The following is a 15,300-nucleotide window of genomic DNA, read 5'->3' on the forward strand; positions in this document are numbered from 1 at the left end:
TTTGAACATAAAACAGTGCTTTGATTAACAGGCTTGAAACACTTTGTGCACCTTGGGCCCCTATATACAATCTCGGATGCACAATCATCGCATAAATAACCATTTTTTATTGGTTTTTGACAAAAAATGCAAATAGATGGAAAGATAAGATTTTTAAAATTAACTATGAGATTCGATAATATGCTTACACTTAGCACAATATTTTGCTGTAGGTTTTGCTTTTAATCTTTCAATTTCTATGGGCTCTTTGCACCTTTCACATATAGCATACGTATTGTTTTCCATTCTATAAAGTGCTTCTTCTATTTCGATTAGCTGAGTTCTATCCTTTTCTATCAAATTGTATGTAAGATCTTTGTAAGAAATACTATTTGAAAAATCACCTTCATCACCACTTTCAAAACTTCTTACACGATCGTTATTGTCTTTTATACGTTGTTGAATTTCGTTCCTTAAGTATATTAATCTACTTTTAAGCTCATTTAAGGTTTTTTCGTCCATACCAAACCCCCAAAAAATCTCTTACTAATTAAAGCTTATTTTTACAATTTGTCAAGTAAAATTATTTATGTTATATTTTTAATATGTTATCAATACTATTTATTGGCTTGGTTTTTGTTTTTACTAAAATATTTGGCGAGGGGCTAAAACCTTTTGGTATACCACAGCTAATAACTTACGTAACTTTAGGTATTGTGCTTGGCCCATGTGTTTTGAACCTTATTAAACCAAATGAGATATTTTATATCTTTGCAGAAATAGGCATATTGTTTTTACTGTATGAATCTGGTCTTGAAATAAACCTTAAATCTGGTTTAAAAACGAATCTGAATGGTGTTTTGGTTGCAATAATAGGCTCTTTTGTGCCATTTTTTATAGCATTAATTATTGCTAAGTCTTTGGGTTATAACGAAAACGAATCGATTTTTTTGGCAGGAAGCCTTGTGGCAACTAGTATTGGCGTTACATTAAAAACTTTTATGGATTTAAAAAAACAACACACAACTGTTGCAAATATAGTTTTGGTTGCTGCTGTAATAGATGATATAATTGGCATTATAATGTTACTTTTAGTGTCAAATTTTGCACAAACAAAAACTATAGATTTAAAAATTGCACTGAGCGTTATAATGTATGCAGCCATGCTTTTTCTTTTGGTTCCTCTTATAAAAATTATTTTGAAAAATTCTATCAATCTGTGTTTTGATAAGGATCCAATGTATATTAGTTCTATAATATTTTTTGCAATCATTATGTATTCTTTTGTCTCTTACAAACTCGTTCATCTAAATATTTTGGGTGCATTTATTATTGGCTACAGCCTGCAAACACTTAAGTTGTCTAAAACTAAAGAAGTGGATAATTTATTTAAAAAATCAAAATCGCAGCTAAAGACATTACAAAACTTTTTTGAGCCGTTTTTCTTTGTCTATATAGGATTATCATTCAATTTAAACAGTTTGAGTTTCTCCTTGCTTGCTAAATTCGTCAGTTTTTTGCTTATCTTTTTAATAATAGCAATACTTGGCAAACTAATAAGTGGATTTTTTATAAAAGGTTTTTACAATAAATTAGCTGTGGGCCTTTCTATGATACCAAGAGCCGAAGTAGGTCTAATTTTTGCTACAATAGGAAAATCAAGCGGTGTCTTAAGCAATGACCTATACGCTTTAATTGTGTTAATATCCCTATTAACCACACTTATTGCACCGTTTGGCCTGCAGCTTATTAACTCAAAAATTTCTTGACAAAGAAAAATAACCTAATGTATAATGCAAATAGTTTTTTGAAAAAGGAGTTATTGAATGGATATCCCCAACTCGCGTAAAAAAATATATGTAGCAGGTGAGTAGCTCTAGCATAAGCTCACCTGGTTTGTTTGCAATTGGAGGTGAGTTTATGTTAGGGTTATCAAGTTTCTCAAATATAAATTTTGATATAGTTAAAAAAAGAAGTTTGTTTGCGGATTTTGTATTTATCTTCTTGCTATTGAGTGTATTGTATATCATTACCCACTACGCACATCAAGTCACATCCAGTATAAATTATGAAGCCAAAATAAATCTTTCAATAGGCTCACTGATTAAATACAGCCTTTTTTCATTATCAAGAGTACTTATAGCTTTTGTGTTTTCATTTGTATTTACCATTTTTTATGGATATTTTATGTACAAAAATAAAACGGCTGAGAAACTGCTCTTACCAATTTTAGATATCCTACAAAGCACACCTGTACTTGGTTTTTTACCTGCCGTAGTGTTGGCACTTATTGCTCTATTTCCCAAAAGCAATTTTGGTCTTGAGCTTGCAAGTATTATTATGATTTTTACAGGTCAAGTGTGGAATATGGTTTTTGGTTTCTATGGGACATTAAACAGCATACCTCAAGAATTTAAAGAAGTAGCAAACGTCTATAAACTAAGCTGGTTTCAAAAATTTAAGTGGATAGAGTTTCCCGCAACAATATCCTCACTCATCTGGAATAGTATGATGAGTATGGCTGGCGGATGGTTTTTTCTTATGATATGCGAAGAATTTTCCCTTGGAAATAAAAACTTTCGCTTAGAAGGTTTAGGTTCTTATATGTCTGTTGCAGCAAACGAGGGAAATTATCTTGCTATGTTTTATGGTATTTTAGCTATGATGATTATTATTGTTGCGCTTGATCAATTAGTTTGGCAACCGCTTGTTGCATGGTCTGAAAAATTCAAAATTGAGTATTCTCTTAACTCCAAACCGAAAGAATCATGGTTTTTAAATTTGCTTATTGATTCAAATATCATAGAATTGACAAGAAATGCTTATAAAAAAACTTCAATGTGGTGGCTAGAAAAATTTAAACATTTTAAAATAAAAAGCAGCAGAAAGAAAACAGAAAAGCCAAAAAAGTCGTTGATAATTAATATTCTAGCAAATGCAATTCTAGTATTAATTGTGGTTTTTATTTTATTTGCAAGCTATAAAATCATTATAATGATTAAAAATATACCAAAAGAAACGTGGTTTAATATATTTAAATCCGATTCTTATACATTAATAAGAGTTTTAATAACAATTTTAATTGGATCTTTATGGACAATACCGTTTGGCATATACCTTGGGCTTTCTCCTAAACTTTCTAAAATATTACAACCAATTATTCAAATAACCGCAAGCTTCCCTGCACCATTATTATTTCCTATTTTAATAGCAATATTTTATGCTTTACATATAAATTTAAGCTACGGTAGCATAATTTTAATGCTTATGGGCACGCAGTGGTATATACTTTTTAATGTTATAGCAGGCACTATAAACATACCATCCGAGATGATTGAGATGGGCAAGGTTTTTAAGCTTTCTTTGTGGGAAAAATTCAGCTCAATTTATTTTAAAGCTATTTTTCCATATCTTATAACGGGTTGGATTACGGCAGCAGGTGGCGCATGGAATGCATCTATTGTGGCAGAATATATCACCTTTAAAAATCAAACAATAGCTACTGTTGGCATTGGTTCGCTCATTAGCAAAGCGGCTAATGGTGGGCAAATTTCCCTGCTGGCTGCTAGTGTTTTGGTAATGGCGTTAACTGTAGTGTTTTTTAATAAGTTTATATGGAAAAACCTTTACAAACTATCGCAAAACTACAAAGTGAGGTAAAAAATGGATATTATTTGCAGTGCAAAAAACGTTTCACAAAGTTTTAGTCTGTCAACAAAAAAATCGCTAGAAGTGCTAAGTAATATTAGCTTTCAGATATACGAAAATGAGGTTGTATCAATCTTAGGCCCATCTGGGTCTGGCAAGTCTACATTATTACGTATGATTTGTGGTATTTTAAAACCATCTAGAGGGAGTGTGTTTTATAAGGGAAAATTAATAGATAATATCAACCCAAATGTTTCAATGGTTTTTCAAAATTTTGCTCTACTTCCGTGGCTAAATGTTGAAGAAAATATAAAATTAGCCCTAAAACCTTTAAATTTAAGCAAAAACGAAATTGAAAAACATACTGATACAGTTATAAAGATCACTGGGCTTGGGGGTTTTGAAGAAGCCTATCCAAAAGAACTATCCGGTGGCATGCAACAAAGGGTTGGCGTAGCAAGAGCTTTAGCTGTCCAACCAGAGTTATTGCTTATGGATGAACCATTTAGTCATGTAGATACGCTTGTCGCAGAATCTTTAAGGTCAGAATTGATAGATATTTGGCAATTAACAGAAAATCCTAAATCTATCCTTATCGTAAGTCATGACATCAAAGAAGTTGTATACTTGAGTGACAAAATCATTGTACTTGGCGGTAAACCTACACAAATCAAAACTATTATAGAAAACAAACTTCCAAGACCCAGGGATTATAGAAGCATTGATTTTTTAAATATGGTAGACTATATACATGATATTATTACAGCAAGCGACCTACCTGATATACCAGAAAGCATTGAAACACAGCAAAAAGAAAACTTTTTTGAAGCTTTGCCTGATGCATCACCAGGAGAAATTGTTGGTTTGTTGGAATTTTTAGACTCACATGGTGGATATGACGATATATTTCACATAGCTGTTGAACTAAACAGAGAATTTGGTGATATAATAAAAATTACAAAAGCTGCTGAGTTGCTAGATTTTGTCGATACACCAAGAAGAAGCATTGTATTTACAACAATTGGTAGGAGATTCATTGAGTCTGATATCGAACAGCGCAAACAGATTTGGAAAAAAGAGATCCTTGATTTGAGATTAGTTAGGCATCTTTCTGATATGGTTAAAAATTCAGAGAAAGGATTTTTATACAAAGAAGATATTATCAATGAAATTAGCAGTAGATTGCCTCAAGAAGACCCAGAGAAAGTTTTCAAAACTTTTATTAGCTGGACAAGGTTTGCAGATTTATTAGCCTACGATAGTGAAACAGAAGAGGCAAGTTTGCAATAAATGGTAAACGAAAACGGCATAATTGTTAAAAAAACAAACTTTCAGAGTATTAATTTTGTCAAAATTATAACGCCCGAGGGTAAAATAGATGCAGTTATTTATGGTAAAAAGCAAATAAGCTTGCTTTATATATTTAACTTTGAACTTGTAGAGCCAAATAAAAAAAATTTGTACATTGTACGCAAATTTAATCTAGTAGAAAAATTTGAACAATTAAACACAAAAGAAAAGTTGGTGGGGGCTTTTTTTGTTATAGATGTTGCAAGTCAAATTGATATTGATTATAATTTTATCGTCAAAACAGTTAAATCGCTAGAAAAAGATGATGTCAAAGTTTGCATAAAAAACTTTGTAGAAAAAATATTGGTTGATAACGGTGTATATAGAAACCACATTGATGATATAAATAACTTGGTATTAGAATTAGAAAAATATTTAGGAAAAAAATTAAAGGTAGGTTTGAATGAAGTGTTTACTACAGCGCGTTAGCTATGCTAAAGTTTACATTGAAAATAAGCTATACTCGCAAATAGATAAAGGTTTATTAGTGCTTGTTTGTTTTTGTGTAAATGACACAAGGCAAAACATAGAATTAATGGTAAAAAAAATCATTAATTTAAGGATTTTTGAAGACAATAATAAAAAATTTAACTTCTCGCTTAAAGATATCAATGGCTCTATAATGCTTGTTAGTCAATTTACACTTGCAGCAGATACAAAAAAAGGCAATAGGCCGTCTTTCTTTGAGGCAATGGAGCCAAATAAAGCCATAGAATTTTATAACGAAATGATCGAACAATTCAAAAACAACAATATAGAAATACGCACTGGAATCTTTGGAGCTTCTATGAGGATAGAGTTAACAAATGACGGCCCTGTTACAATAATGCTTGAAAACTAAATGGGCTCTAAATTTGGTTTAGAGCCCAAAATGCATCAACTTACTCAATTACAACTAATTTTGAATCAGCGGCTATATTTTCTCCTTCTTTCACAAACAGCTCTTTTACTTCGCCACTCTTTGGTGCCTTAATTTCGTTTTGCATTTTCATTGCCTCAAGTATGAGTAGTATATCGCCTTCTTGCACACTATCACCAACAGCCACTTTAACGCTAATTACTCTACCTGGCATCTCTGACTTTAATACTTGTTTGCCTTCCACAGCACCACCGCCTCTGCGCTGTAACAATTTTGCTTTCATTTCATCTATAACATTTATTTTAAACAAGTCACCTTCTGTTAATACATGATAGTTATTTTCACCTTTATAATCAATATCTGCTTCAAAAGACTCATTGTTTATTAGCAAAGAATAAACACTACCTTCTGTTAACCTTGCATCTACCACATAAGATTTATCATCTATGTGAACTTCAAATTTATTAGCTTCAAGCTCTTTAACAAGCACTTTGTATTCAACATCATCCATTTTTACTAAATAAGCCATACGTTTCTCCTTAATTTTTTTTAAGAGGTCTTATAAATATCACCTAAACTCAAACCCAGCATTGCAGTCCTTTTGCCTGCCTCTTTCCAAGGACTTCCTGCGCCGCATGTTTCTTTGAATATTAAAAGTTTGTTCTCAAGTGATTTTTCTCTTAAGCGCTCTGCGATAGCAGCAGCCGCAATTGCAGCTACAGAAGAGCCCTCTCGTGGTTGTAGTTTTTCTAAAACTTCTTTATCAACAAAATCCGTGCTTATGTTACCATCGATAAAATCTTGATTTCTAAGCACTTTTTGATGAAATGGAATGGTCGTTTTAATACCTTTTACAATAAATTCGCTCAAAGCCCTCTGCATTCTGGCTATTGCTGCATTTCTATCCTTTGCCCAAGTAAGCAATTTTGCAGCCATTGGGTCATAATAAATAGGTATTTCTGCGCCTTCATAAACACCTGTATCTACCCTCACACCAGGGCCACCAGGCAACCTTAAACCTTCAATAATACCAGGGGAAGGCATAAAGTTTTTATCCGGATCTTCGGCATAAATTCTACATTCAATTGCGTGGCCATATTGTTTTATCTCCTCTTGCTTTATTGGCAAAGGCTTTCCTTCTGCTATGCCAATTTGCAATTTTACTATATCAATGCCTGTAACAAGTTCGGTTACAGGATGTTCCACCTGGACTCTTGTGTTTACTTCAAGAAAATAAAAATTCATATCCTTATCTACTAAAAATTCAACTGTGCCTACACTATCATAATCTGCAGCTGCAACTGCCCTAACGGCAGCTTCTCCCATTTTATGCCTTACTTCGTTGTTTATTGCCATTGAGGGGGACTCTTCTATAACTTTTTGATGTCTTCTCTGAATCGAACATTCTCTTTCGAATAAATGTATACCTGTGCCGTATTTATCGCGCGCAATTTGAACCTCAACATGTCTAGGTTTTTCTATTGCTTTTTCTATATACATCCTATCATCACCAAATGCATTCAATGCTTCACCTTTGGCTAAATCATACATTGCCTTAAATTCATCTTTTGAGTTTATAAGTCTCATGCCTTTCCCGCCGCCACCACCTGAAGCTTTAAACATAATAGGGTATCCTATCTCGTCTGAAATTCTTAAAGCATCATTTAAGTCTTTCACTGGATCTTTCATACCTGGCACAATAGGTACACCGGCTTGTGACATTTTTTGCCTTGCGCGTGTTTTATCACCAAGTATATACATTGACTGTGTATTTGGACCTATAAATGTAATATTGTTTTTATTGCATGCATTTACAAATTCAGAATTTTCTGCCAAAAAACCGTATCCTGGATGAACTGCATCACAGTTACTTTTAAGCGCTACTTCTATGATTTTATCAATTCTTAAATAACTATCAGCAGCAGGAGCAGGACCAATATAGTATGCTTCATCTGCATATCTAACATGTAAAGCATTTCTGTCCACTTCGGAGTAGACTGCTACTGTTGTGATACCCATCTCCCTACATGCCCTACATGCCCTAACGGCTATCTCGCCTCTATTTGCAATCAGTACTTTTTTAAATTTCTTATAACTAACCATTTTTCCTCCTATAGTGGAATGTTGCCATGTTTTTTAGGTGGGTTTGATTCTCTTTTATTTTTAGTTAACTCCAAAGCCTGGATAAGTTTTTGTCTAGTCTGAGCTGGATCAATAATTTCATCGATGTAACCAAGAGAAGCTGCGATGTATGGGTTTGCAAATTTTTCTCTATACATTCTAACAATTTCAGCTTTTTTTTCTACAGGATTTTCTGCTTCCTGAATCTCTCTCCTAAATAATATATTAACAGCGCCATCTGGACCCATAACAGCAATTTCTGCTATTGGGTAGGCATAATTTATATCTGCCCTAAAGTGCTTTGAACCCAACACATCATAGGCTCCGCCATAAGCTTTTCTGACAATCAATGTAATCTTTGGCACAGTAGCTTCAGCATATGCATAAAGTAGCTTTGCGCCATGAATAATAACGCCATTGTGCTCTTGCGCAACACCTGGCATATAGCCTGGCTGATCTTCAAAAGTAATGATTGGAATATTAAACGCATCGCAAAATCTAACAAACCTTGCAGCTTTTATCGCCGATTTATAGTCTAGTGCACCTGCAAAATACATAGGCTGGTTTGCAACAATACCAACGCTTCTACCACCTAGTCTTGCAAAACCGACTATAATATTTTTTGCGAAATTTTCCTGTATCTCAAAAAAATAATTTCCATCAACAACCTTTTTAATAAGATCTTTCATATTATACGGTTTGTTTGGGTCTGAAGGTATAAGATCATAAATAGACTCTTCCTGTCTATTTATTGGATCGTCTGTAGGAACAAATGGGGGATCTTCCATATTGTTTTGCGGTATAAACTGTAATAATTCTCTAACCAACATCAATGCATCTTCGTCATTTTCTGCAGCAAAGTGAGCAACTTGCGTTTTTGTTGTGTGGGCTTCAGCACCACCAAGCTCTTCTTTTGTGATCTTTTCACCAGTTACTGCTTCTATGACATCTGGGCCGGTAATAAACATAAAACTTGTATTCTTTACCATTATTGTAAAATCCGTTACAGCAGGTGAATATACAGCACCACCTGCCGTTGGGCCCATAATAACAGAAATTTGTGGTACAACACCAGAAAACAGTGTATTTCTTAAAAATATATCAGCATAGCCACCTAATGATTCTACGCCTTCCTGGATCCTTGCGCCACCAGAATCGTTTAAACCAATCACGGGTGCTCCAGTCTTAGCAGCTAAATCCATGATTTTGCATATTTTTTTTGCATGCATGCTAGATAAAGAACCACCAAAAACTGTAAAATCCTGGCTAAAAACATAAACCAACCTGCCATCAATTGTGCCATAACCAGTAACTACACCATCACCGTATATTTTTTGTTTTTCCATGCCAAAATCTGTGCATCTATGCACAACAAACTTATCTAGCTCAACAAAACTACCCTCATCTAACAGTAAATTAAGTCGTTCTCGTGCTGTTAATTTGCCTTGAGTGTGCTGCTTTTCAATTCTTTGCAGACCACCAGCAATTTCTGCTTCCAGCTCTTTTTCTTTGAATTCCTTTAGCTTATCTTTCATTTACTCCTCCTATAAAGAATATACAATCTTCCTAATGTATACTAAGTTTATTAAATTTTGTCAAGATTTTTGCTTATTTATTTTATAGAGTTAATAATATTTAGAACTTCTTGGGTATTTTTGCAATTATTTATATAAGAATTAATTAACTTTGCATTCTTGTAGCCACTCAAATACTTATGCGCAAATTTTCTAAACAACCTGTAAGCATATTCTCCATACTCTTCGATCATTAAATTAAAATGTCTTATCATAATAGCTTTAGTGTATTCAATGCTTCTTATACTATCCTGTTTGTTTATTAAATCTTCAAATATATAAGGTTTTTTTAAAGCAGCTTGACCTATCATGAAATATTTGCAACCAGTAATTCTTTTAACTTCTTTTAGTTTTTCGTAAGAATCAATGTCACCATTTGCCACAACGGGTATTGAAAGTTTATCACAAACATTTGCTATATGTTCATAGTCAACACTTGAGCTATAAAAACCACTTCTTAAACGAGCATGTATTGTTATCATATCACAACCGGCATTTTCTAAATCCTTATAAAACTGTATATCATTTATGTTATCTGAATCAAAACCCATTCTCAATTTTACACTTAAGGGCTTTTTTATGTGATTTTTTAATAATTCTACGATGCTAATCAAATGCTTTTTTTCTTTGAGCAAATATGCCCCTGCTTTTGCCTTTATAACTTTAGGTACGGGGCATCCCGCATTAATATCAATCATATCACACATAGACTCAATTTTTTGCGCTGCTTTGACAAACAGATCTATCTCATAGCCAAAAAGCTGGATAGCAAAAGGTACTTCATTGTTGTTTCTATTAGCTAGGAAAAAAGCTTTGGGGTTGTTGTAACAAATAGAGTTGATGGAGATAAGCTCGCTAACAGTAAAACCAGCTCCATACTCACTTGCTATTTTTCTAAATGGTTTATCTGTATAAGATGCCATTGGAGCTAAAAAATAGCAAGAATTAAAAGTCATTTATTCATAGATTCTACAAAACCTTTATTGCTTTGCGTTTTTGAAAGCTTTTCAAGTAAAAATGCCATAGCATCCACATCATTCATTTCCATAAGAACTTTTCTTAGTATCCACAATCGGTTTAAATCTTCTTTTGGTATAAGCAACTCTTCTTTTCTTGTCCCGCTTCTTGTTACATCAATTGCAGGGAAAATACGCCTATCGGATAAATTTCTATCTAAATGCAACTCCATATTACCTGTGCCTTTAAACTCTTCAAATATAACATCATCCATTCTTGATCCGGTATCGATGAGTGCTGTTGCAATGATAGTTAGGCTACCACCTTCTTCTATATTTCGTGCTGCACCAAAGAATCTTTTTGGTTTTTGAAGAGCATTAGAGTCTAAACCACCTGATAAAACCTTACCACTTGGAGGAATAACAGCGTTATATGCCCTTGCAAGTCTAGTTATCGAATCAAGCAAAATTACCACATCAAGCTTCCGCTCAACAAGCCTTTTTGCTCTCTCTAAAACAATCTCCGCTACCTGTATATGTCTATCTGGTGGCTCATCAAATGTAGAGCTGATTACATCGGCTTTAACAGAGCGCGCCATATCCGTAACTTCCTCAGGCCTTTCATCAATTAGCAATACCATCATAACAACTTCTGGATGATTTTGCGATATACTATTTGCAATATTTTGTAAAAGTACAGTTTTACCCGTCCTTGGGGGAGCAACAATCAAGCCTCTTTGACCTTTGCCTATTGGCGCGATTAAATCCATTACTCGCATAGCAATATTATCTTTTGTAACTTCAAGTTTTATCCTATCCATTGGATATAGCGGTGTTAAGTTATCAAAGTAATCGCGCTCTTTCATGTGTTCTGGATCTTCGAATTCTACGGCTTCAACCCTTAAAAGAGCCCTGTACTTTTCGTTGTCTTTTGGTTCTCTTATCTGACCAGAAATAAAATCACCCGTTCTTAGAGCAAATCTTTTAATCTGACTTGGCGACACGTATATATCATTTTGAGATGGCAAATAATTGTTTTTTTGCGATCTTAAAAAACCAAAACCATCAGGTAAAATTTCTAATACACCCTCACCATAACTTACCCCTTCTTTTTCTGACAACCTCTTCGTGATCTCAAAAATCAACTGTTCTTTTTTCTTGCTTGCTATTGCTATTTCTAGAGCTTTTGCAATTTCAATTAACTCTACAAGTTTCTTTTTCTTCAAATCCTCAATATTAATATCCATCATGCAATTTTAATATCCTCCTTATTTATTTTGTAATGTTATTTCAATTTAGTAATACGCTCTTTGCTTAATTTTAATGAAGCTTTTATATAACCATCCACTATGCTTTTATCGATTTTCAAATTATTTAAAGCTATGCTTTTTGATATAGAAGAAATAACGTTTCTTGTTGATAATCTCAATATATTTTTGCCAATAAAAGTATTAATAACTAAACCAAGATTAGCTTTTAGTGGTTTATCAAGTGCGCTCTTTCTTTTTAAGACAAATGATACCACATTCAAGTAATCGGCATAATAAGCATCCGATAGCAACTCTAAGCTCATGTGCTCAAGTGAGTTGACTACATTGTAATCACTCAAAAAAACTTCGTGCATTATTTTATCAGAAGCTAAATGAGATAAATACCCAATCGCAAATGATAATTCTTTTTCGCTTTTTGCACCCTCAACGAGATTATTTGCAAAATCAAAGTTGTGAGAGTTATTTTTCTTTGATACAAATTTTTTTGCTACCATAAAATCGGGTGCCAAACTTCCGTATAAAAATTCCCAAAAATTATTAGATACAACAGGGTAAAAAACGCTCCCATACGCTTTTATCTCATCAAGCAAATTAAAAGATATAAGCGTATGCACGCCGGGACCCCATGCATAAGCCATGTGTGGTATAAGCAAAAAGATGAAACAAACTAAGAAAATCATCATAAGTTTATTTTGTATTTTATACATTTTTTGTTAATTATCAAGCAAAAAAACACCGCCGATATTGCGGCCTGTAAGCTTGTTCCTTCTGTAAGAAAAAAATTCTTCATTCTCGTAAGTGCAGATTTGCATATCATAAATATTTTTAATATTTAAACCTTTCTCTAGTAAAGAGTCAATTATAGATTCACTTAAAGATAAGAACTTTTGATTTCCTTTCGTTTTAATAAATTTTTCGTCAAAATCAGAGGCAACATCATCTTTTACCTCATAACAATTTTGGCAAATATGTGGACCTAGTGTTACAATAATATCCTCACTCTTGGACCCAAAAATATACAGCTTTTCTAATATTTTTTGAGAAATTTTTAAATACGCACCGCGCCAACCGCTATGAACGCTTGCAATAATCTTATTTTTCACATCCATAAAGATTACAGGACAACAGTCTGCAAACTTTATTGACAAAAAAACACCTTTTTTATCAGTAAAAAAACCATCCGCGTCTGTAACAGTACCTTTATACTCAACAATTTTATCAGAGTGAATTTGATTTAACATAGCAATTTCAGCTACATTAAGCCTACTTTTAATAATTTCTATGTTTTTTTTAACATTTTCGAGAGAATCACCTGCAGATACACTTACATTTAAAGAATCAAATGGCTTTGGACTTACACCACCATTTCTATCAAAAAAAACGCACCTTGCATCAAATTGTCTAAATCTTTCATCTTCATAAATCATATTAGCCACTCACTACCATAATAGGGAACCAGTTTTTCTGGTATTTTAACATTTCCATCTCTTGTTTGGTAATTTTCTAAGATTGCTGCAAAGCATCTACCTACAGCCACGCCTGAGCCATTTAAGGTATGCGGAAAGTAATTTGTCTTACTACTTTTCACTTTTATTTTAGCCCTTCTTGCTTGAAAATCAAGTGTATTTGAGCAAGAAGAAATCTCACGGTAACGCTTTTGTGACGGAAACCACACTTCTAAATCATACGTTTTTACACTTGCAAAACCCAAATCACCACTGCAAAGCATAACAACCCGGTATGGCAAACCTAATTCCTTTAGTACAAGCTCAGCTTGATTTATTAAATCTTCTAAAGCATCAAAAGAATCTTGTGGTTTTGTAAACTGTACAAGCTCAACCTTATTAAACTGGTGTTGCCTGATTATGCCACGCACATCCTTGCCGTAGCTACCTGCTTCTTTTCTAAAACAAGCACTGTAGGCTACATATTTGAGAGGAAGCATTGATTCATCCAATATTTCTTCCCTGTGAAAATTTACCAAAGGCACCTCTGCTGTGGGAATTAAAAATTGTTCCTCCACATTATAAGCCTCTTCTCTAAATTTCGGAAATTGTCCTGTACCAATTAAACTATCCTCGTTTACGATGTATGGCACAAACATCTCTGTATAGCCATTTTTTGTGTGCAAGTCAAGCATAAAATTTATTAAAGCGCGCTCCAGTCTTGCACCTTGACTTTTATAATAAACAAACCTACTGCCAGATACCCTAGCAGCCCTATCAAAATCCAAAATATCCAAACTTTTTGCAATTTCATCGTGGGCTTTTATTGCAAACTCATATGCTTTGGGTTCTCCCACCCTTCTTATTTCAACATTTTCACTCTCATCTTTCCCATAAACCACAGAGCTATCAACTAAATTGGGCATCAAAAGCCATATCGATAAAAATTCATCTTGCTTTTTTAATAAATTGTCATCTAAGTTCCCAATCTGCACTGAGAGTTCTTTTGTTTTTGATTCAAGCTCTTTTGAATCGCCTTTTTTAGCTTTAATGGAGCCTATTTCTTTGGAGATTATTTTTCTTGTGTGCAAAAGAGAATCTATTTTTGCTTTGATTTTTCTAATCTCTTCGTCAAGCTGAATTAGCCTATTTAAGTCTATATTTGTATTGTTTCTGCGCTTTAGTGTATCTTCAATTAATTGGACATTTTGCCTTAAAATATTTACATCAAGCATTTACAACCTCTATTAAATATTGTTTAAATTCTTCTGAAATGGACTCATCCTGCAGGGAAAATTCGACTGTTGCCTTAAGAAAACCTAATTTCGAACCACAATCAAACCTTTTGCCTTCTATTAATTTGCCGTATATTGCTTCTTTTGCGGACAAAAACTTTATAGCATCTGTTAATTGCAACTCGTTATTTTTACCAAAAGGTATTTTCTGTAATGCTTCAAAAATTTTTGGTGTAAAGATATATCTACCAATGATTGCAATATCACTTGGCGCTTCATCTGGTTTTGGTTTTTCTATAAACTGATCAAGCTTATAAATATTTTCTTCAAACTTTATACCACCTACTATACCGTATTTATCAGTTTCTTTGTGATCAACCAGCTCAAGACCAAGCACAGAGCAATTGTACTTATTATAAACTTCCATCAACTGCATAATTGCACCTTTTTCATTTACAATTACATCATCTGGTAAAATAACAACAAACGGCTCATTGCCAACCACATCTTTTGCTCTCAAAATCGCATGACCTAAACCTTTTGGCTCTTCTTGCCTCATATATACAAAATCAGCCATATTGCTTATTGAGCGCATTTCTTCGATTAATTCTTCTTTATTGTTTATTTTCAAATGAAACTCCAACTCAAACGATATATCAAAGTAGTCCTCAATAGCACGCTTACCTCTTCCTGTAATAAGTATTACTTGCTCAATTCCTGCATCAACTGCTTCTTTTACGCCATAGTGGATTAGAGGTTTATCCACTAAAGGCAACATTTCTTTGGGCGAAGACTTAGTGACGGGTAAAAAACGTGTTCCAAAACCAGCAACGGGAAACACTGCTTTTCTTATTTTAGACAT

Annotated in this window: 15 protein-coding genes and 1 pseudogene; 5 read left to right on the top strand and 11 right to left on the bottom strand. The window is 33.5% G+C overall.

Going from position 1 to position 15,300, the window contains the following annotated elements; all coding sequences use genetic code 11:
* Nucleotides 1-5: 5 nt before the first annotated feature.
* Together DESAMIL20_RS10865 and DESAMIL20_RS07475 are read right to left on the bottom strand one after the other, a co-directional pair.
* Nucleotides 6-197 (bottom strand): annotated as a pseudogene (locus DESAMIL20_RS10865) (double zinc ribbon domain-containing protein); the annotation flags it as partial.
* A complete protein-coding gene (locus tag DESAMIL20_RS07475) occupies nt 160-501 on the bottom strand; it encodes a TraR/DksA family transcriptional regulator (RefSeq protein ID WP_086034213.1) in 342 nt (113 codons plus the stop codon). The pseudogene DESAMIL20_RS10865 and the gene DESAMIL20_RS07475, both read right to left, overlap by 38 nt.
* A gap of 83 nt (nt 502-584) precedes the next feature.
* On the opposite strand from DESAMIL20_RS07475, the gene DESAMIL20_RS07480 reads away from it, so the two are divergent.
* The 5 genes from DESAMIL20_RS07480 to dtd all read left to right on the top strand — a co-directional run bounded on the left by DESAMIL20_RS07480 (nt 585) and on the right by dtd (nt 5,818).
* Nucleotides 585-1,748: a cation:proton antiporter gene (locus DESAMIL20_RS07480; RefSeq protein ID WP_086034214.1), complete on the top strand. Its 1,164-nt coding sequence runs from the start codon at nt 585-587 to the stop codon at nt 1,746-1,748.
* A gap of 151 nt (nt 1,749-1,899) precedes the next feature.
* The gene (locus DESAMIL20_RS07485; protein WP_086034215.1) at nt 1,900-3,639 is read left to right on the top strand and encodes an ABC transporter permease; all 1,740 of its coding nucleotides are present in this window, start codon (nt 1,900-1,902) and stop codon (nt 3,637-3,639) included.
* Nucleotides 3,640-3,642: 3 nt separating this feature from the next.
* Nucleotides 3,643-4,917 carry an ABC transporter ATP-binding protein gene (locus tag DESAMIL20_RS07490; RefSeq protein ID WP_086034216.1) on the top strand — a complete coding sequence of 425 codons (1,275 nt, stop codon included), beginning with the start codon at nt 3,643-3,645 and terminating at the stop codon, nt 4,915-4,917.
* Entirely contained in the window at nt 4,918-5,406 is a 489-nt protein-coding gene (locus DESAMIL20_RS07495) for a hypothetical protein (protein ID WP_086034217.1), read from the top strand.
* Nucleotides 5,381-5,818: a D-aminoacyl-tRNA deacylase gene (gene dtd / locus DESAMIL20_RS07500; RefSeq protein WP_086034218.1), complete on the top strand. Its 438-nt coding sequence runs from the start codon at nt 5,381-5,383 to the stop codon at nt 5,816-5,818. Before DESAMIL20_RS07495 ends, dtd begins: the two co-directional genes overlap by 26 nt.
* A gap of 40 nt (nt 5,819-5,858) precedes the next feature.
* Here the strand turns inward: dtd and DESAMIL20_RS07505 are convergent, their stop codons facing one another.
* The 9 genes from DESAMIL20_RS07505 to galU all read right to left on the bottom strand — a co-directional run bounded on the left by DESAMIL20_RS07505 (nt 5,859) and on the right by galU (nt 15,300).
* Entirely contained in the window at nt 5,859-6,365 is a 507-nt protein-coding gene (locus DESAMIL20_RS07505; protein ID WP_086034219.1) for an acyl-CoA carboxylase biotin carboxyl carrier protein subunit, read from the bottom strand.
* 20 nt (nt 6,366-6,385) lie between these two features.
* Nucleotides 6,386-7,939, bottom strand: coding sequence for an acetyl-CoA carboxylase biotin carboxylase subunit (gene accC / locus DESAMIL20_RS07510; protein ID WP_086034220.1), 1,554 nt, complete (start codon nt 7,937-7,939; stop codon nt 6,386-6,388).
* Nucleotides 7,940-7,947: 8 nt separating this feature from the next.
* Nucleotides 7,948-9,492 carry an acyl-CoA carboxylase subunit beta gene (locus tag DESAMIL20_RS07515; protein ID WP_086034221.1) on the bottom strand — a complete coding sequence of 515 codons (1,545 nt, stop codon included), beginning with the start codon at nt 9,490-9,492 and terminating at the stop codon, nt 7,948-7,950.
* A 77-nt stretch (nt 9,493-9,569) separates the two neighbouring features.
* Nucleotides 9,570-10,454 (bottom strand): tRNA dihydrouridine synthase, encoded by an 885-nt coding sequence (locus DESAMIL20_RS07520; RefSeq protein WP_158090555.1) that lies wholly within the window; start codon nt 10,452-10,454, stop codon nt 9,570-9,572.
* A 29-nt stretch (nt 10,455-10,483) separates the two neighbouring features.
* Nucleotides 10,484-11,728, bottom strand: a complete 1,245-nt coding sequence (gene rho, locus DESAMIL20_RS07525; RefSeq protein ID WP_086034736.1) for a transcription termination factor Rho — start codon at nt 11,726-11,728, stop codon at nt 10,484-10,486.
* Nucleotides 11,729-11,772: 44 nt separating this feature from the next.
* Nucleotides 11,773-12,465 (bottom strand): zinc dependent phospholipase C family protein, encoded by a 693-nt coding sequence (locus tag DESAMIL20_RS07530; RefSeq protein ID WP_086034223.1) that lies wholly within the window; start codon nt 12,463-12,465, stop codon nt 11,773-11,775.
* A 6-nt stretch (nt 12,466-12,471) separates the two neighbouring features.
* The gene (gene pgeF / locus DESAMIL20_RS07535) at nt 12,472-13,185 is read right to left on the bottom strand and encodes a peptidoglycan editing factor PgeF (RefSeq protein WP_086034224.1); all 714 of its coding nucleotides are present in this window, start codon (nt 13,183-13,185) and stop codon (nt 12,472-12,474) included.
* A complete protein-coding gene (gene serS, locus DESAMIL20_RS07540) occupies nt 13,182-14,438 on the bottom strand; it encodes a serine--tRNA ligase (RefSeq protein ID WP_086034225.1) in 1,257 nt (418 codons plus the stop codon). Before serS ends, pgeF begins: the two co-directional genes overlap by 4 nt.
* Entirely contained in the window at nt 14,431-15,300 is an 870-nt protein-coding gene (galU, locus tag DESAMIL20_RS07545) for a UTP--glucose-1-phosphate uridylyltransferase GalU (RefSeq protein WP_086034226.1), read from the bottom strand. Before galU ends, serS begins: the two co-directional genes overlap by 8 nt.

The organism is Desulfurella amilsii (assembly GCF_002119425.1).
Classification (GTDB): domain Bacteria; phylum Campylobacterota_A; class Desulfurellia; order Desulfurellales; family Desulfurellaceae; genus Desulfurella; species Desulfurella amilsii.

Bases quoted from the DNA above. Each gene is read 5' to 3' on its own strand.
- DESAMIL20_RS07475 (WP_086034213.1), bottom strand. From the start codon at position 501: ATGGACGAAAAAACCTTAAATGAGCTTAAAAGTAGATTAATATACTTA.
- DESAMIL20_RS07480 (WP_086034214.1), top strand. From the start codon at position 585: ATGTTATCAATACTATTTATTGGCTTGGTTTTTGTTTTTACTAAAATA.
- DESAMIL20_RS07485 (WP_086034215.1), top strand. From the start codon at position 1,900: ATGTTAGGGTTATCAAGTTTCTCAAATATAAATTTTGATATAGTTAAA.
- DESAMIL20_RS07490 (WP_086034216.1), top strand. From the start codon at position 3,643: ATGGATATTATTTGCAGTGCAAAAAACGTTTCACAAAGTTTTAGTCTG.
- DESAMIL20_RS07495 (WP_086034217.1), top strand. From the start codon at position 4,918: ATGGTAAACGAAAACGGCATAATTGTTAAAAAAACAAACTTTCAGAGT.
- dtd (WP_086034218.1), top strand. From the start codon at position 5,381: ATGAAGTGTTTACTACAGCGCGTTAGCTATGCTAAAGTTTACATTGAA.
- DESAMIL20_RS07505 (WP_086034219.1), bottom strand. From the start codon at position 6,365: ATGGCTTATTTAGTAAAAATGGATGATGTTGAATACAAAGTGCTTGTT.
- accC (WP_086034220.1), bottom strand. From the start codon at position 7,939: ATGGTTAGTTATAAGAAATTTAAAAAAGTACTGATTGCAAATAGAGGC.
- DESAMIL20_RS07515 (WP_086034221.1), bottom strand. From the start codon at position 9,492: ATGAAAGATAAGCTAAAGGAATTCAAAGAAAAAGAGCTGGAAGCAGAA.
- DESAMIL20_RS07520 (WP_158090555.1), bottom strand. From the start codon at position 10,454: ATGGCATCTTATACAGATAAACCATTTAGAAAAATAGCAAGTGAGTAT.
- DESAMIL20_RS07530 (WP_086034223.1), bottom strand. From the start codon at position 12,465: ATGTATAAAATACAAAATAAACTTATGATGATTTTCTTAGTTTGTTTC.
- pgeF (WP_086034224.1), bottom strand. From the start codon at position 13,185: ATGATTTATGAAGATGAAAGATTTAGACAATTTGATGCAAGGTGCGTT.
- serS (WP_086034225.1), bottom strand. From the start codon at position 14,438: ATGCTTGATGTAAATATTTTAAGGCAAAATGTCCAATTAATTGAAGAT.
- galU (WP_086034226.1), bottom strand. From the start codon at position 15,300: ATGTCTAAAATAAGAAAAGCAGTGTTTCCCGTTGCTGGTTTTGGAACA.